The 25,229-nt window shown below is 45.7% G+C and carries 22 protein-coding genes; 4 read left to right on the top strand and 18 right to left on the bottom strand.

Translation table 11 applies throughout. The features are described 5' to 3' along the window. Positions 1-24 precede the first annotated feature (24 nt). The 7 genes from EYS05_RS11275 to EYS05_RS11240 all read right to left on the bottom strand — a co-directional run bounded on the left by EYS05_RS11275 (position 25) and on the right by EYS05_RS11240 (position 6,392). Positions 25-588 (bottom strand): hypothetical protein, encoded by a 564-nt coding sequence (locus tag EYS05_RS11275; RefSeq protein ID WP_243119089.1) that lies wholly within the window; start codon positions 586-588, stop codon positions 25-27. Between the two features lie 262 nt (positions 589-850). Then, a complete protein-coding gene (locus EYS05_RS11270; protein WP_138277195.1) occupies positions 851-2,461 on the bottom strand; it encodes an amidohydrolase in 1,611 nt (536 codons plus the stop codon). Between the two features lie 3 nt (positions 2,462-2,464). Then, positions 2,465-3,916: an alanine/glycine:cation symporter family protein gene (locus EYS05_RS11265; protein WP_021652308.1), complete on the bottom strand. Its 1,452-nt coding sequence runs from the start codon at positions 3,914-3,916 to the stop codon at positions 2,465-2,467. A gap of 304 nt (positions 3,917-4,220) precedes the next feature. Further along, complete coding sequence (locus EYS05_RS11255; RefSeq protein WP_021652307.1) at positions 4,221-4,751, bottom strand: EutP/PduV family microcompartment system protein; 531 nt, start codon at positions 4,749-4,751, stop codon at positions 4,221-4,223. Between the two features lie 18 nt (positions 4,752-4,769). Next, positions 4,770-5,201, bottom strand: coding sequence for a BMC domain-containing protein (locus EYS05_RS11250; RefSeq protein WP_138277193.1), 432 nt, complete (start codon positions 5,199-5,201; stop codon positions 4,770-4,772). Positions 5,202-5,212: 11 nt separating this feature from the next. After that, positions 5,213-5,578, bottom strand: coding sequence for a BMC domain-containing protein (locus tag EYS05_RS11245; RefSeq protein WP_015527035.1), 366 nt, complete (start codon positions 5,576-5,578; stop codon positions 5,213-5,215). A 310-nt stretch (positions 5,579-5,888) separates the two neighbouring features. Then, positions 5,889-6,392 (bottom strand): NUDIX hydrolase, encoded by a 504-nt coding sequence (locus tag EYS05_RS11240; RefSeq protein WP_138277192.1) that lies wholly within the window; start codon positions 6,390-6,392, stop codon positions 5,889-5,891. A 356-nt stretch (positions 6,393-6,748) separates the two neighbouring features. On the opposite strand from EYS05_RS11240, the gene EYS05_RS11235 reads away from it, so the two are divergent. From EYS05_RS11235 to aroD, 3 genes are all read left to right on the top strand, one after another. Beyond that, positions 6,749-8,746, top strand: coding sequence for an oxidoreductase (locus EYS05_RS11235; RefSeq protein WP_138277191.1), 1,998 nt, complete (start codon positions 6,749-6,751; stop codon positions 8,744-8,746). Positions 8,747-8,968: 222 nt separating this feature from the next. Further along, a complete protein-coding gene (locus EYS05_RS11230) occupies positions 8,969-9,847 on the top strand; it encodes a shikimate dehydrogenase (RefSeq protein ID WP_138277190.1) in 879 nt (292 codons plus the stop codon). Positions 9,848-9,884: 37 nt separating this feature from the next. Next, positions 9,885-10,646 carry a type I 3-dehydroquinate dehydratase gene (aroD, locus tag EYS05_RS11225; RefSeq protein WP_138277189.1) on the top strand — a complete coding sequence of 254 codons (762 nt, stop codon included), beginning with the start codon at positions 9,885-9,887 and terminating at the stop codon, positions 10,644-10,646. Positions 10,647-10,882: 236 nt separating this feature from the next. Here aroD and EYS05_RS11220 read toward each other — a convergent pair whose 3' ends face one another. The 5 genes from EYS05_RS11220 to EYS05_RS11200 form a co-directional block, all read right to left on the bottom strand. Continuing rightward, positions 10,883-12,265, bottom strand: coding sequence for a hypothetical protein (locus EYS05_RS11220; RefSeq protein WP_015527029.1), 1,383 nt, complete (start codon positions 12,263-12,265; stop codon positions 10,883-10,885). 232 nt (positions 12,266-12,497) lie between these two features. Beyond that, complete coding sequence (locus tag EYS05_RS11215) at positions 12,498-13,697, bottom strand: MFS transporter (RefSeq protein ID WP_021652301.1); 1,200 nt, start codon at positions 13,695-13,697, stop codon at positions 12,498-12,500. 5 nt (positions 13,698-13,702) lie between these two features. Beyond that, positions 13,703-14,584, bottom strand: a complete 882-nt coding sequence (gene aroE / locus EYS05_RS11210) for a shikimate dehydrogenase (protein ID WP_015527027.1) — start codon at positions 14,582-14,584, stop codon at positions 13,703-13,705. A gap of 114 nt (positions 14,585-14,698) precedes the next feature. After that, positions 14,699-16,624 carry an FAD-dependent oxidoreductase gene (locus EYS05_RS11205; RefSeq protein ID WP_138277188.1) on the bottom strand — a complete coding sequence of 642 codons (1,926 nt, stop codon included), beginning with the start codon at positions 16,622-16,624 and terminating at the stop codon, positions 14,699-14,701. A 113-nt stretch (positions 16,625-16,737) separates the two neighbouring features. Further along, complete coding sequence (locus EYS05_RS11200; RefSeq protein WP_022426446.1) at positions 16,738-17,577, bottom strand: sugar phosphate isomerase/epimerase family protein; 840 nt, start codon at positions 17,575-17,577, stop codon at positions 16,738-16,740. A gap of 286 nt (positions 17,578-17,863) precedes the next feature. On the opposite strand from EYS05_RS11200, the gene EYS05_RS11195 reads away from it, so the two are divergent. Then, complete coding sequence (locus EYS05_RS11195) at positions 17,864-18,772, top strand: LysR family transcriptional regulator (RefSeq protein WP_021652297.1); 909 nt, start codon at positions 17,864-17,866, stop codon at positions 18,770-18,772. 141 nt (positions 18,773-18,913) lie between these two features. On the opposite strand, the gene EYS05_RS11190 is transcribed toward EYS05_RS11195, so the two are convergent. From EYS05_RS11190 to EYS05_RS11165, 6 genes are all read right to left on the bottom strand, one after another. After that, entirely contained in the window at positions 18,914-19,702 is a 789-nt protein-coding gene (locus EYS05_RS11190) for a shikimate kinase (RefSeq protein WP_118608574.1), read from the bottom strand. A 271-nt stretch (positions 19,703-19,973) separates the two neighbouring features. Continuing rightward, positions 19,974-20,873 carry a LysR family transcriptional regulator gene (locus EYS05_RS11185; RefSeq protein WP_138277187.1) on the bottom strand — a complete coding sequence of 300 codons (900 nt, stop codon included), beginning with the start codon at positions 20,871-20,873 and terminating at the stop codon, positions 19,974-19,976. Positions 20,874-20,951: 78 nt separating this feature from the next. Beyond that, the gene (locus tag EYS05_RS11180) at positions 20,952-21,623 is read right to left on the bottom strand and encodes a YkgJ family cysteine cluster protein (protein WP_118513064.1); all 672 of its coding nucleotides are present in this window, start codon (positions 21,621-21,623) and stop codon (positions 20,952-20,954) included. Continuing rightward, complete coding sequence (locus EYS05_RS11175; RefSeq protein WP_243119088.1) at positions 21,623-22,069, bottom strand: DUF6483 family protein; 447 nt, start codon at positions 22,067-22,069, stop codon at positions 21,623-21,625. The genes EYS05_RS11180 and EYS05_RS11175 overlap by 1 nt, the downstream gene beginning before the upstream one ends. Positions 22,070-22,117: 48 nt before the next feature. Further along, the gene (locus EYS05_RS11170) at positions 22,118-24,313 is read right to left on the bottom strand and encodes a DNA topoisomerase III (RefSeq protein ID WP_138277186.1); all 2,196 of its coding nucleotides are present in this window, start codon (positions 24,311-24,313) and stop codon (positions 22,118-22,120) included. A gap of 153 nt (positions 24,314-24,466) precedes the next feature. Continuing rightward, positions 24,467-25,141 carry a response regulator transcription factor gene (locus tag EYS05_RS11165; RefSeq protein ID WP_021652293.1) on the bottom strand — a complete coding sequence of 225 codons (675 nt, stop codon included), beginning with the start codon at positions 25,139-25,141 and terminating at the stop codon, positions 24,467-24,469. Between the last annotated feature and the right edge of the window lie 88 nt (positions 25,142-25,229).

The raw sequence follows: 25,229 nt of genomic DNA, 5'->3' as shown, positions 1-25,229 counted from the left end.
GACATCCTCTTCTTTTTATTAGTGCTATTTTATAAATTCAACCGAATAGTAATACATGTACTCATTATCTGTATCTATATGCTCCCCTGCAATATCCTGTATTGGCAACGAGCTTAACCCTTTTTCTCCATAAATCAGTGCTGCTAATCCTTGCTCTGTTCCATACTCTATCTTGCATTTGTTTTCAATAGTCGTTGCTGATCTTCCATAATATTCCCTGTTTTTAACTCCCTCCAAAATTGGTATTTCTGTCATATATTTTGAATATTTATCTGCTGCGATGAGCTTTGCAGTAAAATTATCAAAATCCGGTGTAATGACAATCAATCCATTTGTGGAAGATTTCACATATTCATAGGAAAGTTCCAAAACTTTTTTATGTGAAACTCGTTGTCCAAGCTGATATTCCGACAAGTAAATAGATAACGTTTTAAATGTATCCCTTGAATTGTATCGAAACATCATTGTCCCATCAATTCCTGATAACAATTCAGCAGTTTTCATTTCTATACTATCTGAGTCTACTGCTTCAATATAGTTTTGTGGTTGTCGCAATTTATTACATACGATGGATCCAAAAGTAACCATAGATATTCCCACTACAATTTGAAATGATCCATACGGTTCTCCTTGTTGTTCTGAAATTTGTGGATATATAAATACTGCCTGTTACTATATGTAAAGAGAGTGCTTTTATCTTTATTATTGTTGCTTTTACAGTATATCATTCAGCGTAAAAAAGTATAGGACAACCGAATATTTGTTCTATACTTTTTACTGTACCACACAAAAAAGGCAGAGCCTGCTCCACTCAGACTCTGCCTCTCACTTTTTTCTTTTTATACTGCCGTCATTCTTCTACTTTTCTCTCATAAACGATCTCACCGCCAAGAACTGTCATATCCACTTTCGTGGTCTTGATCTCATCCGGATCAATCTTATAAATATCTTTCTCCAGAACTACGAAGTCTGCATTTTTTTCCACTTCGATGGTTCCGTTCTCGTCTTCTGTATAGGAAGCGTAAGCTGCGTTTTTTGTAAAAAGCTTCACCGCCTCATCTACAGACATTTTTTCGGATGGGATCCAGCCTTCCTGTGGCTGACCACTGATATTTTTGCGGGTGACTGCAAAATAAATATTCTCCATGGCATCAAAGCTTACCACAGGAGCATCCGAACCGCCGGACGTATGGATTCCCATATCCAGCATGCTCTTCCATGCATACACCTTATCCATACGGTGTGCGCCGATGGCAGGTTCCACTGTGTTCATATCCAGATCGATAAATACCGGCTGGATATATGCCAGAAGATCCTGGTCTTTCATCCCCTGCAAAATACGCGGATTGGTGATCTGGCAATGTACGATACCATGTCTGCCCTTTTTATTATTCTTCCGGTAAGGAGATTTCGCAGTTGCCTCAATGACCATATCCATGGCACGATCGCCGATACAGTGTACCGCTGCCTGCATCTGATGCTGGTCAAAAAAAGCAAACAGATCGTCAAGCTCCTCCTGACTGAATGTGATGATCCCGGTATTTCCCGGCGAATCCTCGTAAGGCTCATTCATGGCCGCTGTTCTTGCCCCAAGGGAACCATCCTGGATCAGCTTCATCGGTCCGACAGTAAAGTGATCTCCCCTCTGCCCGGTACGATATCCTTCCTCAATAAAAGCCTTCGCATCCTCCGCCCGCTCAAAAAGGCACTGCTCATAATGGCGGATACTCAGCTCTCCTCTAGCATCCAGTGCCTTGTAGGAGGCCATGATCCGACGCCAGTTTTTCCCCGGAAGTGAGGCAAGATCATCGGACTGTACACCTGTAAATCCACATTCATTCAGCTTCTTCGCACTGTATTTGATGTAGCCTTCCACTTCTTCCTGGGATGGTGCTTCCAATACGGAAGAATAAAACTGTACTGCATTTTCCTTCAGAAGTCCGGTATCCAGGTCAACCTCCTTCTCAATCTCCGGGAACTCCGGGATTTTTTTCAGAAGCTCCAGACCGCAGCTGTTGCACACAGCCACATGCCCGCAGACACGCACCATAATGATGGGGATTTCCGTTGAGAGCGCATCCAGCTCATCCTTGTGCGGATAGCGTGGCTTATCAAAATGCTCCTCATTCCAGCCTCTGCAGTAGAGCCAGGTCAGCTTCTGACCTTTGCTCTCCTCCAGTCTTTTTTTTGCTGCGGCAAGCATTTCCTCAACACTTGTACAGTCAAACAGTTTTACAGATCTTTCCACAAATGCATAATGCAGCATATGCATATGTGTATCCACAAAACCGGGTAGCATCAGCCTTCCCTTAAGGTCGATCCGCTTTTTGCAGGAAAAAGCTTCCGCTTCTTTATCAGTTCCCACAAAAACGATCCGACCATTTTCGATTCCCACAGCCTCTGCCACTTTTTCACTGTCATCCAGTGTTCTTATACATCCGTTAAAAAAAATTGTATCCACTGTTTATTTTTCCTCTTTTTCTTTTTTATCCTCGTAGAAAAGTGCCATATCCTTGTCTACCTTTCCGATTCCCATGTAACGCGCCTTGTAATCCTTCAGCAGTTTAAAGAAAGTACCACTTAAGATAAATAATGTGGCAACATTTACAAATGTAGGGAATACGGTTGTAAAGTCTGCAATTACCCACAGCTGCGCCGGTGTTCCGTTTCCGTAAAGAGTAAGCACTGTGACCAGAAGACCCCATAATGGTGTTCCAAGGATAAAAACCTTCTCTGCGATCTTCAGAACCTTCTGATTATTTTTCAGCCAGTGCTTCAGGATCACGCTGTAGTAGGTGAACCATCCAGTTGATGTTGTTAATCCAAAAAGAAAAATACTGATCGCGATCAGTGCTCTCGCAATGGAGCCCATTCCAGACTCAAATGCTGTCAGTGTCAGCTCTGATCCCTGAAGTCCTGAATTCCAGTAGCCGGTGATGATAACAACAAGACCTGTCATGGAGCAGACTACGATGGTGTCTGCAAATACCTCAAATGCTCCCATCAGTCCCTGTTTTACAGGATGGTCTGTCTTTGCGGAAGCATGGATCATAGGAGATGTTCCCCAGCCTGCCTCGTTGCTGTATACGGAACGGGCAAAGCCAAGACGCATTGCTGTTGCAACACCGGCTCCCATAAATCCGCCGACTGCCGCCTGTGTTGTAAATGCACCCTTGAAGATCAGTCCAAAGGTTTCCGGCAGCTTGTCAAAATTCACTACCAGTATTGCGAGAGAGCCTACAATGTAAAGCATGCACATGATCGGTGTCATATAGGAAGAGATCACGCCGACTTTCTTTACACCGCCGATGATGATCAGATAAATCGCTGCCACATACAAAAGTGACGGTACGATGTACGGCAGGTGGAAGGTACTTCCGACAGCCTCTGATACTGTATAATTCTGCAAAGTAATGAACCATGTCATGAAAATACAGCCGCCGAACAGTACTGCAAAAAGTTTCCAGAAAGGAAGCTTTTTCTCTCCGCCAAGACCCTTCTGCATGTAGTAGGTCGGGCCTCCCTGGTACTCACCGTTTGGCTGTTTCTCTCTGTAGTATACAGCAAGTGTTACCTCTGCCATCTTGATGACCATGGCAAGAAGCGCTGCGATCCAGAGCCAGAATAATGCCCCAGGTCCTCCTGTTGCAATAGCCGTTGCAACACCGGACATATTGGATACACCAACAGTACCTCCGATCGCAATGGAAATAGCCTGGAACGGTGTCAGGCTCTTTCCGTCATCTCCGCCTTCCTGGCGACGTTCTTTACTGAACATGTTTTTCACAATGTAACCAAAATGGCGGAACTGGAAGAAACCGGAACGTACTGTCAGATATACGCCTGTAGCGAGGATCGTGATCAGCAACGGCAGTCCCCAGAGCCAGTTGGTCAGATTTTCAAATAATTCAAACATCTTTTCCTCTCCTGTCCTTCTTATTGTTTATCTTTTGCATCCATTCGGAAAATCTGTGTATAGAATATAAAAAATCCCCGGAACACGAAGTCAGATACGGATACCCGGTGTTCCCGACATACAGCTCTTCTGCCATATATCTGCGAGCCCCGTTTCTATCCTCTTTATCCTTCATGCTCTGGGGATCTTACATTTCAGCCCACGAATCTTCCAAACAATGACAGTATATCACAGTTCCGGAGGAATTTCTACTTTTTCTGTTTGAATTTTGTATTTTTATTCATTTTTCGTGAATATTACTATTTTACCGTATGGATTCCGGATACTCCACCCCTTCCGGCATGGAATCCCATTCGTTAAGTCCAAGACTCTGCTTGAATTTCGCCTGTTCAAGCGTAAGCTTCGGGAGATCATCCTGCAGATAATCCATCAGCTCACTGATGCCTTCCCTGGTCTTGTTATTTACCATAAAGATCCGTTCACAGCCCATGTTCTCCATCCACTGTCTGACCATGGGAATGTTGGCATGGGGAGAATCCACCTTGGTGATGATCCCGATCAGCGGCCGTAGTAGAAAATTCCTGCTGCCGTCACTAAACAGGTTAAAGGGCTCATTGGCTGCCTGTACAATGGCGATCACATCCGCCTCAAAGGAAAAGCAGGCCAGTCCTACGCTGAAATGCTTGGATTCCGCATATTCTCCCGGTGAATCAATAGTATCTTCATTTGTATTGGTATACTGAGTCTTATGATAATGAAGCTCTTCCCCTTTAAGCGCCTGTGTCAGGGATGTTTTGCCGGCTTCACTTCGACCCATCAGAAAAATTTTTTTCATTTTTTATCCCGTCCTGCCTCAGCTTCTGTGGATCTTACAAACATCGAATTTCAATGTCTCATGGAAAAATCGTACCACTTCCTCCACAGCTGTCATCACTTCCGTAAAACCGCCTGTCAGGATCAGCGTCCCGCAGAAACGATCCATAAATCCTACTTCCACATGAGCTGCCTTCACTGCAACATCTGCCGCAACCACGATCGCCTCCCAGGGTGTGACACGGACCATGCCGATGGCATCTCCACTGTGATCTTCACCTTCATGAACACCGATATGTAACGCAAGATTCTCATATATCGATCTGTCATTTGGTGTAAAAACATGTGCAAAGGAAAGCTCCTTTCCAGGTACTCTCACCCGGGTCAGCCGAAGTCTTCTTCCCTTAAGGTTCTCATAATCATCATGAAACAGCCTCTCCAGCAGTTCTTCCTTTGTTATCCGTTCTTCCATGGTACACTTCCTTATCTCTTGGTGATATTGCATACTACATATCCCAGAGTATCACGGAAATAATCCACGATCTCCTCCATTGCAGTCTGCACATCGGAAATCTCTCCTGTTATGATCAGTGTTCCTGTAAAACGGTCTGCAAATCCAAGATACACATTACCGCTCTTCACAGCAATATCGGATGCGATCACAGCAGACTCGGAAGGTGTCATATTCATGATACCAATTGCAGATGATCCATAGTCCACCTGCGGATTCAGTCCAAGCTTCTGATATATGATAGGTGCTGGACCACCCATGATATGGGCAAATGTGATCTCCTTACCGGCTACGGTTTCCTGTACGATTCTGATCTGATCTCTATGTTCATCCGCCATTAATGATTCCTCGCTTTCAAAATTTTATATTATTCTCGATCTGATAATATTGGATAATTTTATAAGCCGGATTTCATTCATCCGGCTTACAGCTTCCTAAAGTCAAGCAGATCTTTGAAATCCGCTCTGCTACCTGCTCATGGTCAAAAAACCGTCTGGCAGTTCATCTGATTTAATTTTACTATTTACCAATTTTAATGTCAAGACAATTCTTCGAAAACAAGTCAAAAAACAACGTTTTTAAAAATAGAAATCCACAAAAAACAACATTTATTTTCAAATCCTCGCGGAAAACCAGTCAGAAATCTGCTCAGAACTCAAACGCCTTCTTAATACTATCATAATGCAGGAATTTTCCCTTTGCGGCAAACGCCCGGATCTGCTCCAGGGTTGCAAACATATATCCGTCTGTCTCTTCTGTCTGAAGCTTCAGATCCTTATCCTCCACATCCATGACAAAACGGTACACATCCACAAAGTAATTATCTCCTTCCCCCGGGTTCTCTCTTTTATATGTAAAAAGGTATCCGCCCTCTGCCTCACTGGCGTCCAGTCCGGTCTCCTCTTTTACCTCACGGAGTACTGCATCACGGGAAGCCTCTCCTGCCTGGGCTGCACCGCCGGAAACCTCCCACCAGCCCGGAGCCCAGGCCTTTGTCATCACACGTTTGGTAATAAGAAAGGTCTTGTCCGGTCTTGCTACCACGCCCAAAACTGTCAGATGATACTCTCCATCTTTTAAACACCAGTCATTGCGCTTCATAGTCCGTCCTGTCGGTTTCTTATCTGCATCGTAAATATCCCAGAATTCCATTTTATCTATCTCCTGTCTTTTTACAGAACGCGGAAATACAGTCTTACATTTGATCCGTTTCAGCCTGCCCGTTTCTCCGTTTTCTGTATCTTTTTTATTTGTTATGATAACACGTTAAAATCATATATGTAAACCCCTGGATCCGATACCATTTTCCAGTTAGCGTTACCGTTCTACATCTGTTTTTTTCACATTATAAACATGCAAGTACCTGCTGCCTGAAAGATGATATACAAAAATCTATAGATTATTTTTATTATATCGCTCGTATTATGAATTAGTTTTATAGATTATTCTGTTATATAATTAACACAAACAAACGATTCTATTTAAAATAACCAGGGAGGTTTTTTCAGATGAAGAATGATTATCCGCATATTTTTTCCCCATTAACCGTTAAAAATATGACTATCAAGAACCGTATTGTTATGATGCCGATGGGCACCAACTACGGTGAACAGAACGGCGAAATGAGTTTTCTTCATATCAATTATTATGAGCAGCGTGCAAAGGGTGGCACAGGTCTCATCATCGTAGAGAACGCAAGCATCGATTCCCCGCAGGGCTCCAACGGAACCACACAGCTGCGCATCGACCATGACAACTATCTGCCACGTCTTTTCAAATTCTGTGAAAATATTCATAGATACGGAACAAAGATCGCGATCCAAATCAACCATGCCGGAGCTTCCGCTGTTTCTTCCAGGATCAACATGCAACCGGTTTCCGCATCTGACGTTCCATCCAAAGAAGGCGGCGAGATCCCGCGTCCTCTTTCCAAAGACGAGATCCTTCACATCGTAAAAAAATACGGTGAGGCCGCAAAACGTGCACAGACAGCTGGCTTTGACGCGGTAGAGATCCATGCAGGACACTCCTATCTGATCAGTCAGTTCCTCTCCCCGATCACAAACAAGCGTACCGATGAGTTCGGCGGATCTGTTGAGAACCGTACCCGTTTCTGCCGTATGGTCATCGATGAGGTAAGGAAACAGGTAGGACCTTTCTTCCCGATCATGCTCCGTCTCAGTGCGGATGAGCTGATGGAAGGCGGAAATACACTGGAGGATACTCTGGAATACCTGGATTATCTTCAGGAAGAGGTTGATATCTTCGATGTTTCCTGCGGACTTAACGGTTCCATCCAGTACCAGATCGATGCAAATTATCTCCCGGACGGATGGCGTTCCTACATGGCAAAGGCCGTAAGCGAAAAATTCAACAAGCCATGTATCTCCATGGGTAATGTCCGTGACCCGAAGGTTGCTGAGCGTATCCTGGCTGACGGTGATGCAGACCTGATCGGTATGGGCCGTGGTCTGATCGCAGACCCTGCATGGGTAAACAAGGTTGCCACAGGTCATGAGTGTGACCTCCGCAAATGTATCTCCTGTAACGTTGGCTGTGCCGGAAACCGTATCGGTGTAAACCGTCCGATCCGCTGTACTGTAAACCCATCGGTTCTTGAGGGCGATGTATATAAGAAAAAACATGTAAATAAAAACTGCAACGTGGTCGTTATCGGCGGTGGCACTGCCGGACTGGAAGCTGCCTGTACAGCCGCAGAGGTTGGATGCAATACCTTCCTTCTGGAAAAAAGCAATGAGCTTGGCGGACTTGCATCTCTGATCTCAAAGATCCCTGCAAAGAACCGTCTTGCTGATTTCCCGCACTATCTCATGCATCGTGCAGAACAGCTTGATAATCTTTACATCTTCAAAAACACAGAAGGAACACCGGAAAACATCCGCAAGTTCCATCCGAATATCATCGTAAGCTCCACCGGCTCCGCTCCGCTTCTGCCTCCGATCGCAGGACTGAAGGATCGTATTGACAACGAGAACCATAATATTTATTCTATTCTTGGTATGATCAGCCACATTAATGATTTTCCGAAGGATCTGGAAGGCAAAAAGGTTGTAGTTGTAGGCGGCGGTGCTGTAGGTCTTGATGTTGTGGAATTCTTTGCTGACAGAAACGCAGACATCTCTATCGTTGAGATGATGGATCAGATCGGACGTGATCTTGACCCGGTAAGCAAAAATGACACAAAGACCATGATGAAAAAACACAATGTACATCAGCTTACAAAAACTGCTCTCCTTGAGGTTAAGGATTCTTCCTTCCTTGTCAGGGGCGACGGTGAGCCTTATGAGCTTCCATTTGAGTACGGCTTCGTATGTCTCGGAATGAGAGCTCAGGGACAGCTTTACCAGAACCTCACAGAGGAATTTTCTTCTGAGGATGTTGAGATCATGAACATCGGCGACAGCCAGAGAGCAAGACGAATCATTGACGGTACCCAGGAAGGACGCAATATCCTTACCGTTCTTGAGCAGAAGGGATACCTTTAATATTTTTCCGCTATACCCTTTCCGGGAACATTTCAATCCTTCTCCCGGAAAGTGTATATAGATCTGTTACAGTTCACTCGGTGATCCGTAACATAGATTTTCCACGTCTTCCTCCCCCGCAGCCGTCCGGAGAATGTCCGCAACTTCTTCAGATCTATGTGGTGGGAGGTTTAAAAAAGACAAATCTTCATCCAGATTTTACCAATGAGAGGAGTTATTACCATGTCAGAAAGAATCACAGGACATACCGAACTGATTGGTCTTATGGCATATCCGATCCGCCACTCCAGCTCTCCTGCCATGCAGAATGAAGCTTTTGCAAAGCTTGGCTATGATTATGCATATCTTGCATTTGAGGTTGGTGCAGACGAGATCGAGGATGCTGTAAAAGCAATCCGTAATCTGAAAATGAGAGGTTCCAACGTTTCCATGCCGAACAAAACTCTGGTAGGCCAGTACCTTGACGAGCTTTCACCGGCAGCAGAAATGTGCGGCGCTGTAAACACCATCGTTAATGATCATGGTCATCTTACAGGCCATATCACAGACGGTATCGGATTTATGGCAGCACTGAAAGACAATAACATCAACGCCATCGGAAAGAAAATGACCATCGTAGGTGCAGGTGGTGCCGCAACTGCTATCGAGATCCAGGCAGCACTTGACGGTGTAGGCGAGATCGTGATCTTCAACCGCAAAGATGAATTCTGGGACCGTGCAGTATCTACGGTAGAAAAGATCAACACCAGAACTTCAAGCCATGCTGTTCTCTATGATCTGGCTGATCTCGACCAGCTGAAAAAAGAAATGGCTGACAGTTATATTTTCGTAAATGCGACAGGTGTTGGAATGAAACCACTGGAAGGTCAGTCCATTGTTCCGGACAAGTCTTACTTCCGCCCGGAGCTTATCGTTGTTGACGTGCCTTACTCCCCTCTTGAAACTGCTATGCGTTCTATGGCAAAGGAAGTTGGCTGCAAGACAATGAACGGCCTTGGCATGATGCTTTTCCAGGGCTCCGCTGCATTTGAACTGTGGACCGGCGAACCGATGCCGATTGAACATATGAAAGAGATTCTTAACATTAGATACGACGACTAAACTGCTATCTGTTCCTGTCGTATCAGAAAGGACCATTATGAAAACAGTTCAGGTAAGAAATATCACACTCGGAGAGGGAAGGCCGAAGATCTGTGTCCCGATCGTGGGACAGACAAAGGATGATATCCTCCTTGAGGCAGGGACCTTCGCAAGGATCCCCGTAGACGTTGTGGAATGGCGTGTTGACTGGTTTGAGGACGTTTTTGACACAGACAAGGTTCTGGATGTGGCAAAAGATCTCCAGACCGTTTTAAAGGACACTCCGATCCTCTTCACCTTCCGTACTGCAAAGGAAGGCGGAGAAAAAGCGATCTCCAACGAAGCTTACAAAGCACTCAACATGGCTGTCGCAAAAAGCGGCTATGTAGATCTCATTGATGTAGAAGCCTTCACAGGTGAGGAAATCGTAAAAAGCATGATCCAGGAAGCACACAGCTATGGCGTAAAGGTCATCGCTTCCAACCATGATTTTGACGCAACTCCTGAGAAGGATGAGATCGTGCGCCGTCTTCGCATGATGCAGGACTATGGCGCAGATATCCCGAAAATGGCTGTTATGCCAAGAAACAAACAGGACGTGCTTACACTCTTAAGTGCCACGCTGGAAATGTCCGAGCAGTTCGCCGACCGCCCGATCATTACCATGTCCATGGCAGGTACCGGTATTGTCAGCCGTCTCGCTGGCGAAACCTTCGGTTCCGCCCTTACCTTCGGTGCAGCTACCAAAGCTTCCGCACCGGGACAGATCAATGTCAACGAGCTTGCACAGGTTCTTGACATTATCCACAAAAGCCTGTGATCCTGTAACCTCCCATAAAAAGGATCTACGGTAGATTTTTGTAACAGAACGCGAATTGTAAACCAATTTTTAAACCCAATTGATGTAACAATTTTTTGCAATTTTAATCCCATAATAGCAAATCTATTAAAATAATAATTAAAAACAACAAATCTCATGACCAAAAAAAGAAGTGTGCTGACCCATCCAGCACACTTCTTCTTTTTCTGTTTTTTATATCTTTGTTATTCCTCTGATCAATTTTTATCCTCGATGGCATTCTCCTCTTTCTTTCTGGGGTCCCAGTTTGAAAGGAAGATATTCAGACCGAAGCCTACAGCCAGGGCCCATGCGGATGCCCATGCAGTTCCCTGGGTTGCAAGCACAGCTGCCATAACACCTGCGATCATCTTGTCACGGTCTGTTCTGCAGTAATCCATACCGATCCTTGCACAGACAAATGCCTGGAACATCAGAGTAATGGAGGAACCGACTCCGAAGATCGGACGGAAGAAGCTTACAACCGGAATGATCAGCACACTTAAAAACGTTGCAATACGGAAGGATGCCATACCGCCGATCAGAGACTTCATAGCTTTCTTTCCCTCCTTGTAACGGATGGAAACAGATACTGTCATTCCAACCCATAACGGACCGGAAAGCGGCGGGAATGGGGCAATGACGGAAAGGATCAGGTTCCTGATGCCGCTGACCAGGTTGGAACGGCTGGAATTGAAATCAATGTACTCATCATCTCTGGACTGGCGTGCCTCTGTAACCAGTGTCTCTGTGGTAACAAAATCACCAAATGCGATAACATAGCATACAAGTGCCAGAGGAAGCGCTTTGACAAACATGGAGACCGGCGGGATTCCCACACCAAAGATACTTACCTGTGAGATGATCTCTTTGAACTGCGGGATCTTGATAAAGGTTCCCAGCTCCAAACCAGGCGCATCCAGCTCGCCTACAAGAAGACCTACCACCATGGCGATCAGATACGGGAAAAGGTTTCCATACCTGGCAACAAGATCCAGGAATTTGTTGTTCTTTCTCTTCTCCTGATATTTATCTGAAAAGCTGATCAGAATCAGAAGGCCTACACCGGCAACGATCGCCAGCGGATACTTATGCATGTTGCCGCCCTCTCCCAGCTGTCCTGCCATAACCGTCACCGGCGCAGCAAGAAGGATACCACCCTTAACAGAATTTGGTACTGCATGGACAAATTTATCCGCAAGCTTGGTGATGCCCATAAATATGAACACGAGACCAACCAGCATCTGCAGGGCGATCATTGCCTGGATACGTTCTTTTCCCATAGGGAAGCCTTCCAGGAATACGATCGTCAGCGGAAGAGTCGGTGTGATCCATCCCGGTACAACCGGATCACCAAGTAAGCTGTGTAGCATATACAGCATGGTCTCTATGATCACACAGCTCCATGCCAGCTCATAAGGCAATCCCAGATATTGTTCCAGATAAGGAACCGCCGCCAGTGCCGTAACCCCGAGGATCAGGCCCTGGATAAACTCTACGGACTCAATTTTATAGTGAATAAACGGAAAACGAATCTGAAATGGCCCAAACGGAATGTAGGGCAGTTCGTTTTCTCTTCGCTGTCTTGCTGCACGTGCCATAACGATTCTCCTTTATCGTTTTTTTTGATAATACATATATAGTATCTTTTATTTTGTAAGTTTGTTAATTAACAAACATTTTCAGAAACGGTAAAGTCCAATCCGGGAATTGTTCCCGAATTGGAACTTTGTTTTGCACAGATTCAGTCATCTTTATCTGTATCCATACAATGATTCACTTTTTTTACTGTAGTCAAACGGATATTCACCCCAAGGGATTTCCTTGATTCAGTCAAGCCTCTTTTCCACGGTTCATCTTAACGAACAGTGCAAGAAGGATTCCTATGAATGTCACTGCCATATTGAGAAGCAGGATCATTCTCGGAGCACTGGTTCCGGCAGTCTTTGTAATGTAGCCGGCCAGTGTCAGAATGGTGTAGTTCGCAACGCTGGATGCGATCATGACCATGGATGTTGCAGTTCCCTTGTTTTCCGGGAAGAACTCCGCAGTTGTGGAAACAGCCAGCTGAAGCACACCGCCTGCACCTGCAAAACCGATCACAAATCCACCGATAAGACAGATTGTCGGATTCTGGATAAAGTAGCAAAGTCCCAGCATGATGAAAGAGATCAGCGGATAAATGATCAGGATATTGATCTCCTTCAGTCCTTTTTTGATAAATACAGAGGAACACAGGATCGCTGCAAAGGTTCCTACTGCATAGAAGGACTGGATCTTGGAAGGATCACTTAAGTTATAAAGCTTTCCGAGCTCCTGGTTACAGTTCAGCCACAGCATGAATGTAGAAGAGCTTGTAAATCCGATGAGGATTGCTGCAAGAGCTGCAGGAGTGATCTTTAATTTTGCTTTTTCTTTCTTTACTGTACCTGCTGTATTTCTCTCCGGGAATGGCAGGAACAGGATCAGGATTCCATCGATAAAGATCGCAGCACCTGCAACAATAAAGATGGTTCTGTAGGACATATTCGCCGCTGCTACAAATCCGATGAGGAAAGGAAGCAGAAACTGGCTGATACACATGGAGAATTTTGTAAACAGGTTCGCTACAGAAGGATTATTTACGTAAATCTCCATACATGTCGGGCTTACGCAGGTGTCCAGGAAGGAGTTTGCAATACCACCTACAATGGCAAAGGCGTAGGCAACTCCCATAGATGGAGCAAATGCGATTCCCATAAAATATGCTGCATAACAGATCACGCCGATGATTCCGCTTAATCTGCGTCCGAATTTGTCGGACAGGGGACCGGAAAACGGAAGAGAGATCAGTCTTCCAAGTCCAAGTGCGGCAATTACAGATACTACCATGCTGACATCCATAGTTCCATCACTTAAAGCCTTTGCTCCCCAGTGAGCAGCAAGCTCCGGCTTGTACTGACCCATGATGGAAGCTCCGATTCCATGGATGAAATATGTAAAATACAGCGCGATAGAAGTAATCACTAAATTTTTCTTACCTGTCTGGCTCATTTTTCTTATTTCCCTTCGTTCTCAGCCTGAAATTTCTGGTACTCATCTGTCGGCATCTCAAGACCTGTGTAAAGCTTGTAAGATGCTGCACCCTGCCACAGAAGCATTCCTTTTCCGCCTACCGCAAGCTTCACGCCTGCTTCTTTTGCTTCTTTTACCATCTTTGTCTCGGCCGGATTGTATACGCAGTCTGCAACAACAAGATCCTTATGGAACATGGATTTGTCAACCAGTGTGATGTCATCATGTGGTTTCATTCCTGCAAGTGTTCCGTTCGCGAGGATATCTGCGTTTGCGATCTCTTCTCTCAGTTTGTCCTGATCGTCAAGGCAATATACGCTTACTTTGCAGTCCGGTACTTCTTTTGCAAGCTTCTCAGCAGTTCCTTTTGCTCTGTCAAGGAATGGATCGTCAGGGTTGAAGATCGCGATGGATGCTGCTCCGTCAAGGGCACACTGTACAGTTAGAGCTGTAGCTGCTCCGCCTGCTCCGAGGACTACCATCTTTTTGCCCTTTACATCAACACCATGCTCTTTCAGGTTGCGGACAAATCCGATACCGTCTGTGATATGTCCAACAAGTTTTCCATCCTCATTTACGATAGTATTTACAGCGCCGATGATCTTTGCTGCCGGTGAAAGCTCGTCTACACACTGAGCTACTTTGTTCTTGCAAGGCATGGTTACATTACAGCCTCTCATTTTGAACAGACGCATTGCATCAAGAGCTGCCGGAACCTGATCCTCTTTGATATCAAATGCCATGTAAGCATAGTCCAAGTTATGGTACTGGAAGCTGAAGTTGTACATAGCCGGGGATCCGGAATGTCCTACAGGGCTTCCGATCAGTGCAAGTAAACCAGTTGTTCCTTTAATTCTCTGTTCCATTTCTTTTTACCTCCTGCATTTTCCCCTGTCAGACACCGGATATATTTTCTCCGGTGTCTGACAGGTCATCTTTTTAATTTTTGTACTGTCCGGTTTATTGGATAGATTGGCAGATCAGATCCTGGAAGCTACCTCATAAGCCTCTTTTGTTGCATCCAGTGCACGTCTTGCACGGATAGCATCTCCGATCACATGTGTCTCAGGTACAAGGTCTTTGATCTTCTCTTCCAGAGGATTGTAGTTGCGGAATCCCATGGAAAGGATCACAGAATCATATCCTCTTGACTCGTGACGTACTCCGTCAGCGGTCTCATATTCTACACCGTCTTCATAGAATTTGCATACCTTTGCTCCGGTGATCTCCTTGATTCCGTAGTCCTCGAAATCCTTCATCAGATATACTCTGTGCTCGTGGATCACGTCTGCACCTACGGTATCACGGAACTCGATAACTGTTACATCATGCTCCTGCTCGCCGAGGAATGCTGCTGTCTCACATCCTACCATTCCGCCGCCAACAACGAGAACTTTTTTGCCTGCCGGTCTCTTGCCATCCAGAAGGTCGGAACCGTGGATGATGGCCGGGTTGTCGATTCCCTCGATCGGAAGGATCAGTGTCCTGGAACCGGTTGCGATGATCACGCTGTCCGGTTTCTCCTCTTTGATAAGCTCCGGAGTTACCTCACAGTTCATCACGATCTTCACGCCGTCTTTCTGGCAGCGGTGGATGTAGCTGCGGATCATGTTTGTGATATCACCTTTTCCTGGCGGGTAAGCAGCCAATCTCATGTTTCCGCCGAGAACATCTCCTGCCTCATAAAGCGTTACCTCATGTCCTCTCTCTTTTGCGATAAATGCAGCGGAAAGTCCTGCAACACCGCCACCGATAACCATAACCTTCTTCGGCTCTTCCACTTTCTCAAGCGGCTCTGCCTCATGACCCAGGAATGGGTTTGTCAGACAGCATACCGGATTTCCTGCATACATGTTTGCAACACAGCCCTGAAGACAGGCGATACAAGGAGTCATATCCTCAAGACGCTCTTCCTGTGCTTTCTTCGGCATAGCCGGATCTGCAAGGCTCTGACGTCCGAATGCTACAAGGTCTGCTCTTCCTTCTTTTACCATCAGTTCTGCAAACTGTGGCTCTGTATAACGTCCAACTGTGATCACCGGGATATTTACCGCACGTTTGATCTCCTCAACCTCTGCTGCAGAGAATCCACCGTGGATAACAGTCGGTGCCCACATAAACTCATCCTTGATATGAACGGCACGGGATACATGGAGTCCGTCCAGTCCGCAGCTTTCCAGATATGCTGCGATCGCTGCACTGTCGTGGACATCAAGTCCTCCCGGAACCTCATCTGCACAGTTGATTCTTGCAAGAACTGCAATCTTTCCCTGTGTTGCTTTTTTAACTTCCTCGATGATCAGACGGGAGAAACGCATACGGTTCTCAAAGCATCCGCCAAACTCATCCACTCTCTTGTTTGTTCTCGGAGAAAGGAAGGTACTTACCAGATAACCGTGTGCCATATGGATCTCAACAGCATCTGCTCCTGCTTCCATAGCTCTTCTTGCTGCCTCACCGTAGCCTTTGATCAGCTCGTAAACTTCCTCAGTTGTAAGCTGCTTCGGAATATCACGACCGCACACTGACGGGATACTGGTTGCTGCTGTGATCGGTGCTCCTGCGTTCTTTGCATTACCTTCCGGACCTGCGTTCTGAAGCTGGATGGACACCTTTGCTCCTTCTGCATGACATCCGTCGATAACCTTGCGGAAGCTCTCGATCGTAGAGTCGTCATAAAGACATGGTTTACGCGGGCCGCCCTTTGCGCCCTTGTGAACTACAGTAGCCTCGATGGTGATCAGACCAAATCCGCCTTTTGCTCTTTCTCTGTAATATGCAGCGGACTGCTCACTCATTGTTCCGTCTGTGTTTGCAAAGTTATTTCCCATTGGCGGAACAACAAAACGATTCTTTACTGTCATAGGACCGATCTCGATCGGCTGAAACATCGCATTGAATTTCATATGCGTTCTCCTTTCCTTTGAAACAATCTTTTTGTTTCTTTCACGGTAACGCCCTGTCACCGGTATGACGTCGGAAACAGGGGCCCGTCTGAAATATTAGTTTCTTATATTAATTACAGTACTTCCGGCCAAGCCTCTTCCAGTACCTTCTTTGTGTTCTCATATGTATGTTTTGCAGCATACTCGATACCTTTTTCAAGGTTTGCATCGCTGATAACCTCTACGCCGATGGCATTTGGTCTGATGCCTTTTTCTTTGATCATTTTTACGAACGGTACTGTTGTTCCGATTCCTGTTCCAGGAGCAAGACGGTCATGCATGGACTCATCTCTTAAGATCGTTGTTGCATATGGTCTTTCCCATACATCGTTGATCTGGATGGATACGATCTTGTCTGCCGGGATTCCCTCAAGTACGGAAAGCTCGATCGGCTGGTTTGCTCTTACCCAGTGCCATGTATCAAGGATCAGTTTCGCATTCTCGCAGTCAGCAGCTTTTACAACAGCCCAGCCCTTTTTCACATCCGGGATTCCGCTGTATGGCATTGGCTCAACACCGATGATGTATTTGCCTGCTCTGTGGCAAAGCTCACGAAGCTTCTGCGCTGTGTACTCTACGGAATAGTTCTCCATCAGTCCGCAGTTGATCTGTTTTACGTTAAATAATTCACACATATGGAAGCAAAGCTGTTCTTTGTATTTCTGCTCATAGGAACGATGCTCCTCTGCCCACTGCACGATGTACTCAACCTCTGTTACCTTCATGTCATATTTATCCAGGATTGCCAGGATATCCTCGTCGAAAAGTCCCTCATTCAGGGCATCTACGTAGGTTTCTGCTCTCAGACCGATTCCCTCATAGCCAGCCTCTTTGGCAGCTTTTACACGGTCCTCAAATTTACACTGATCTCCAAGTGTCCAGGAACTGATTGTGATTGGAAATTCTTTTGACATGATAATTCCTCCTGAAAATATAAATAATTTTATTTGTTTTTTTTTAATTATTTTGTATCTTTTTTCTATAAGCATTATATAACTTTGTTAAATACAAAACAAATTGATTGTACCAGGAGAATTCATAGATTTTATCAATATATCATGTTATACTATATAAAACATATTCAGCCGTATTGCCGCCGTCACAGCATACGGCCCGGCAAATCTCTTATGTCTGTCCGACTTACCGGGGATCTGTCCGAAGCAAAACATTCAGATAAACTTACGAAAGGAGTATTGAAAAATGAATCTGTATCATCTTCGCTATTTCGTGACACTGGCTCATCTGGAACATTATACAAAAGCTGCGGATGTTCTGGCCATCACACAGCCCAGCCTAAGTCACGCGATCTCTTCTCTGGAGGAAGAGCTTGGAGTGAAATTATTTGAAAAAAACGGACGGAATGTTTCTCTCACCAAATATGGCAAGTCTTTTCTGGAGGATGTGGAACAAACCCTGAACCGGCTGGATTCCTCTGTAAACGGTCTCCAGCTTGCAGGAAAGGGAGAAGGACAGATCGATGTGGCTTTTCTCAGAACTCTGGGTGTTGACTTTATGCCAAAGATCATCCGCAGCTTTCTTAATGCCAATAAGGGAAAACAGATTCATTTCAATCTGTTCTGTGATAAGGTGCTTACCGGCGATATCCTCACCGGACTGAAAGAGAAGAAATACGATATCGGCTTCTGTTCCAAATTTGACGACGAACCACTGATCGAATTTATTCCGGTTGCCAAGCAGGATCTGGTCGTCATCGTTCCGCCGGAACATCCTCTTGCTGAGAAATCCGAGATCCATCTGGAGGAAACGCTTCCATACAAGCAGATCATCTTCAAGAAGAGAAGCGGTCTCCGCCAGATCATTGACCAGTTGTTTAAGAGCATCGGCCAATACCCGGATGTGGCTTTTGAGATCGATGAGGATCAGGTTGCTGCAGGGTTTGTTGCCAATGATTTCGGCATCTGCATTGCACCGGATATCCCTATCCTTCACTCTCTGAACCTTAAGATCCTGCCTCTTGTCTCTCCAAGCTGGCAGCGGAATTTCTACATGGCCATGCTGAAGGATGTGTACCATCCGCCGGTTGTGGAGGCCTTTAAGAAATTTGTGATCGAGGAAACCTCGAGGGAGATTTTCTATAAGACCAATTAAACGATCTGTTCATCTGCAAATATATGGTCCGGATCTTTTATAACCTAAAGGACAGCTGCCCGATCTCCGTTCTGTTTCTGTACGGTTTATCGGACAGCTGTCCTTTTTATATGTAAAACTATTCTGTTTTATGATCAGCAGTTATTTATTTGACTCTGCCTCACGAAGTCTGTGGATCATCTCCTCGCAGATCTCAAGCTCACTCTTTCCGTCTGTCTCAACAACTATATCTGCTGCTGCCTCATATTTCGCGCGACGTTTTTCCAACAGGTCAGCGATAAATGAAACATTTTTGTTGTTCTCAAGTAACGGACGGTCATGATTATCCTTTACACGTTCCAGGATAGTTTCCGGCTTTGCAGTCAGAAGTACAACACGGCCATTTTTTTTCATCTCGACAACATTGCGGTCCCGCATCGGAACACCACCGCCACAGGATACCACAACATTAGATCTGGACTGCATCTCGATCAGAAGATTTGTCTCGAGCTCACGGAAGTACTCTTCACCGTAGGTCTCAAAGATATCGGAAATACTCATTTCCTGTCTCTCCACGATACACTGATCCATCTCCACAACATCCATAGCAAGAACATTCTTGAGATAATCAGAGATCGTAGATTTACCGGCTCCCATAAATCCGATCAGGAAGATATTATAATTGAAAAGATTTCTGGACTGTATTCTCTTACTGTTCTGGATGATACTTGCAAAAACATCATTGACCTCTTTCTTATGACGTCTGCCTTCCATTCTGGCTTCCAGCCATCCCTTCTGCTTCGCCTCCTGTTCCGGCTGAAGTACCGGAAGATCATTTGCTTCCTTGTATACCATGATGTCCTCTACGATCCTGTTTCTCATAAGGAGTGCGTCCAGTATGATCTCATCGCACTGTCCAAGGCTTTCTCTTAATACTTCTAACTGATTCATAATGTCTCCTTTACTTCGTTCATTTTATCACGGATTTCCGTCATCACTTTATCACTTTAAATCAAGCATCTGTTCTTATTATACCAACTGGTCATTTTTATCTCAACCCAAACTTTCATTGAATTTACGCATGTGATCTATAGATTATTTTTATGATTTGACGCACGGCAAAGATATCTGACGCAGGTATTCACGCCAGGATCTGTATCAAAAAAATCTCCGCCCTATTACAGAAGCAGAGATTTTTTACAGAAATTTTATCACCTGGATTCTACTGTATCACTTCATAAATCCGGTAATGCTTGCATATATAATCCCGGAACTGCTCCACAAGCGCACTTGGATACCGGTTTTTCATCATTCCCATATATATATATCGACGGCAGTGAAGATTCTCGATATTTAAGATTTTCACAGGAAGTGTATGGATCACCGGTACATCCGGCACAATGCCAACACCAAATTCCTCCGCCACCATACCTGCCAGTGCACCATCCTCTTCTACCTCAAAGGCCGTCTCCGGTGAAAGTCCTTCTTTTTCGAAAAGCTCCCGGATCACGAAATACAATCCGCTTGCAGGGGTAAAGGTCACCTGCGGATACTGCCCCAGTTCTTTTATGGTCACTGAATTTCTGTCTGCAAGAGCATGGTTCTCAGGCACTACAGCCACCAGCTTTTCTTCTGACACCGGCACAAAGCTGATCTCCTTCTCTCCCTCTGCCCTGGAACAGAAGATCACATCGAATTTCTCTTCCTTCAGACCACGGATCAGACTTCCTGTAGCTGCATTCTGAAAACGGAAATCAATCTTCTTCCCTTCCTGTTCATTAAGGAATCCTCGAACAAGCTCCGGGATAAATCTTCGTCCCTGGGTATGGATATACCCGATGGAAATACTTCCTCCCGGAATCCTTGCCGCTTCCTGTATCCTCTCCACACCAAGATTCAGTATATGTAAGGAGTCCTGCACATACTTCAGAAACATTTCCCCGTATTTGGTCATGGTCACATTTCTTCCATGGCGCTCAAAAAGGGGAACCTGCAGTTCCTTCTCAAGGTTGGAGATCGCATGACTCAGACTCGGCTGCGTAATGTCCAGCCTCTTGGCTGCTCTGGTATAATTTTCGATCTGGGCAAGAGTCACAAAATATGTGAGCTGATTTAAGTTCATATGTAAAAAATCCTTTCTTCCCTCCGCATGAGAGACTTTCAGGCAGGTAAGCTCAGCTAACTCGCTGCCTGGTCTGTTTCACACCCCAAGACTCAGGAGCTCTTTTCCATCCGCAAGTCTCTCATAAAACTGCTCATAAAAATCCCGCTTCTCATCATAAGGCTTCCTGTAAAACTGGTTCACCACATACATGTTCAGATTTCGAATCAGATCACTGTCCTCGCTCTCATAGAGAACCGCCTGGACATCCAGAAGAAAATAATGCCAGTCACAGACAAATTTTTCGTAATTTCGAAAATCCGGAGTATCTACCCATTTCCGGACCTTGATCTTACTGCGGCTGGTCTTTTTGCACTCGTGGATCTGAAGGATGTATTTAAAACCACCGTCCTCATAGTATCTTCCCAGTGGGAACAAACGGCAGAAGCCCGGACGGAAGCTGTGGATGGAGCATCTTCCGCTGCCATTCAGAAATACGCATCGTTCCTCTGCCCCTGTCATCCTAAGATGCGGCAGGATATTTCCGTCTGTGACGCCAAGCTCTATTTTTCCGGCAAGAAGCTGGTCCACACTTAAATGAAGTCCCTGGCTTAACCGCCATACATCCAGCGGATCCAGTACAACAGAATCTCCCATTCCCGTACAGCAGTCAAAACAGCCCTTACAGTCCTGACAGTCTGCCTTTACCATGTCATTTGCCTCATATAAACGGCCGTCGGAAATTTCCTCCAGGGTAACCTCCCGCCGCATCAGACAAGTGCCTCCAGTCCTGTGACTCCCCAGTCCTCAGCCAGGCTTTTCAACCCGTCCAGGATCTCCTCCCTGGAATAATCGTGATCATCCAGGTAATCTACGTCCATATCATTGAGATACAGATAAAAGGTAAGGGCAAGCTCCAGATAATCCGGATCATCGTCCTCCATATTCATAAGCAGCTCATTTTCCGCTCCGTTGATGTCACCCTCATCAGCAAGTCCGATAACCTTCTTAAAAAGCCGGTCTGCCTCTGTATAATCTGCCTCTGCTGCGGGAAGTGTATACTGCGGCATATCTCCCTTAAGAAGAAGTCTTGTGATCAGTCTTGCGATATCCTGAATATTTCCTGACATTCTATCATCCTGTAATCCCATATCGTTTTCCTCTCTTTCTGCTGTCCTGTTCTGCCAGACACATTTCTCCGGCCGACGTATCTGCATCCGGTCTTCCTCTCATCCGAACCCCGGATATTTGGACAGACAATTTATTTAATCCAGTTTAATTCCTGACAAAGCCTGTGCAAATGCATTGTTCACCGGCTCATTGGCCTCTTTCTGCTGTTTTTTAAGGTAACGCTGCACATCACGCTTATTTACTCCTGCACCTTCTTTGGCTCGTCTTGCCTGGAAGGATGAAAGCTTTTCCTTATAGCCACACTGACATACAAAGGTCTCTTCTTTTCCCTTCAGAAGCATCTCCATACGCTTATGGCATTTCGGACAGCGCGCATTGGTGGCTCTGGATACTGTCTCTCTGTATCCGCATTCCCGGTCCTCACACACCAGCATTTTTGCATTCTTTCCATTGACTGCCAGGAGATGTTTGCCGCAGTTAGGGCATTTCTTGTTTGTCATATTGTCGTGGCGGAAGGTTCCCTGTCCGCTTTTGATCTCATCTACGATCTCGCAGGCATATTCACGGATTCCTGTGAGGAACTTATCCTGACGGAGTTTTCCGTTTGCAATATCACTGAGCTTCATCTCCCAGTCTGCGGTAAGCTCCGGCTTTTTCAGTTCTTCCGGAACCAGCTCCAGAAGCTGTTTAGCCTTGGAGGTAATGTAGATCTCATTGCCTCTTTTTTCCATCATAAAGCTGTTGAAAAGCTTTTCAATAATATCGGCTCTTGTGGCCACCGTTCCAAGACCTCCGGTTTCGCCCAGTGTTTTCACTGCTTTTTTGTCATGGCTTTCCATAAAGTGGATCGGATTCTCCATGGCTCCCAGCAGCGTGGCCTCTGTAAATCTTGCAGGAGGTTTTGTTTTGCCTGCTGTAAGAGCAGCGCCTTCCACAGTAAGTATCTGACCTTCCGTAAGCTCCGGAAGCTTCTGGTCTTTCAGCTTATCACCGGATTCCTCTTCTTCATCATCCTGCCAGCCGCCTTCATAAACTTCTCTCCACCCTGCACTTTTTACAATACGTCCGCTTGCAGCGAAAGTTTCTCCTGCTGCAGTTCCTTCCATGTTTACCTGCTCATATACAGCCGGCGGATACAACACACTCAGAAAACGGCGTACTACCATATCGTAAATCTTCCGTTCCTCATTGGTCATATGATCCAGCTGTACAAACTGTTCTGTAGGAATGATGGCATGATGGTCACTGACTTTTTTGTCATCCACAAAGCCTGCACTGGTCTGGATCGGTTTATTGGCCAGCGCACCGGCAAGTTTCCGATAAGGACCTGTCCCGCATGCCTGAAGACGTTCCTTAATGGTAGGAACTACATCTTTTCCTATATATCTGGAATCCGTTCTTGGGTAGGTAAGGACTTTGTGATTCTCATAGAGCCTCTGCATGATATTCAGAGTTTCCTTTGCAGAAAAGCCGTATTTCTGATTGGCTTCTCTCTGAAGAGTAGTCAGGTCATAAAGCCCCGGTGCATAGGTCTTCTTCGGCTTTCTGGAAACCTTTGTTATGGTAAGGCTGCTTTTTCCTGCCTTTGTCTGGATCTCCTGGGCACGCTCCTTCTTAAAGGTACGGAGGCTTCCGCTTTTTCCGTCACGCCAGGTCCAGCGTACATTTCCTGCCTGCAGAGTGATCCCGTAATAATCCTCCGGCTTAAATTCCCTGATCTCCTGCTCTCTTCTTGCGATCATGGCAAGGGTGGGGGTCTGCACACGTCCGCAGGAAAGCTGGGCATTATATTTACAGGTCAGTGCTCTGGTCCCGTTCATTCCCACCAGCCAGTCCGCCTCCGCCCTGGCCTGTGCCGCACGGTAAAGATCATCATAATCATGGCCGTTTTTAAGGTGGGCAAAGCCGTCGCGGATCGCTTTGTCCGTTACTGATGAGATCCACAGACGCTTAATAGGTTTATGGCAGTCTGCCTTTGCAAGGATCCACCTTGCTACCAGTTCTCCCTCACGTCCGGCATCTGTGGCAATGATGATCTCTCCGATATCCTTCCTGTAAAGCTGGGTTTTCACCGCATTGTACTGCTTGGAGGTCTGGCGTATCACCACCAGTTTCATTTTCTCCGGCATCATGGGGAGCGTGGAAAGCTCCCATTTGGTATATTTTTTATCGTATTCTTCCGGATCTGCCAGTGTTACCAGATGTCCCAGGGCCCAGGTCACTACATAGTCTTTTCCTTCCAGGGTCCCGTTCCCCTTCTGACTGCAGTGGAGGACTCTGGCAATGTCTCTGGCAACTGATGGCTTCTCCGCAATTACTAATGATTTCATATTTTTTTCTTTCACCTCTTACTCTTTGGAGCCTGTTTTTCAGAGCTCCGGGGTTCAACTATTATAGCATGAAAAAAGCACTTCGTCCAGAAAAGGGCCGAAGCCTTTTTCCGTCGAAATGCTCTTTAATTTCATATTACTCTCAGCAGCTGTTCATGCACATTTTCCGCTGATCTTATAGCCCACTCCACGAACTGTTTCCACCAGATCTCCTGCCGGGCCAAGCTTCTGACGAAGGGTACGGATATGTACATCTACGGTTCTGCTTTCTCCGTCGAATTCATATCCCCAGATCTGATTTAAAAGCTGTGTCCTGGAAAGAACCGTACCACTGTTTTTCAGAAGGAGACAAAGCATCTCGTATTCTTTCAGTGTCAGATTCACAGGCTCCTGATCAACAGTTACCTCATGTCTTCCCGGACATACATAAAGATTTTCCATACGATACTCCTCTGCGCCATTGTCCTCTGATCTCCGAAGAAGGGCACGTACCCTGGAGATCAGCTCCATCATACGAAATGGCTTCGGAATATAATCATCTGCACCGCTGTCCAGACCTACCACGGTATCAAACTCGCTTCCTTTTGCAGTAAGCATGATCACCGGAAGTTTCCGCACATCCGGACGGATACGGATTTTTTTTAAAATAGACAGTCCGTCTTCCTCCGGAAGCATAATATCCAGAAGCACCAGTGAAGGCAGTTCTTTTTCCAGCGCTTTCCAGAAAAGTGACGGCCTTTCAAAACCCTGTGCCTCCAGTCCCTGACTGTTTAATGTATATACAACAAGTTCACGGATACTTTCATCATCTTCCACAAGATATATCATAATTTTCCTCCAGCTTCATTTTTCATCTGATACGTGCAAGTATAAGGTGCATTCGTAAAATCCAGCATAGAAAAAAGGTTAAGTTTAT

Origin of the sequence: Blautia sp. SC05B48 (assembly GCF_005848555.1) — a bacterium.
Lineage (GTDB): Bacteria > Bacillota > Clostridia > Lachnospirales > Lachnospiraceae > Blautia_A.
Note: the sequence above shows the minus strand (reverse complement) of the source record. Positions and strands in the feature narration are given on the sequence as shown.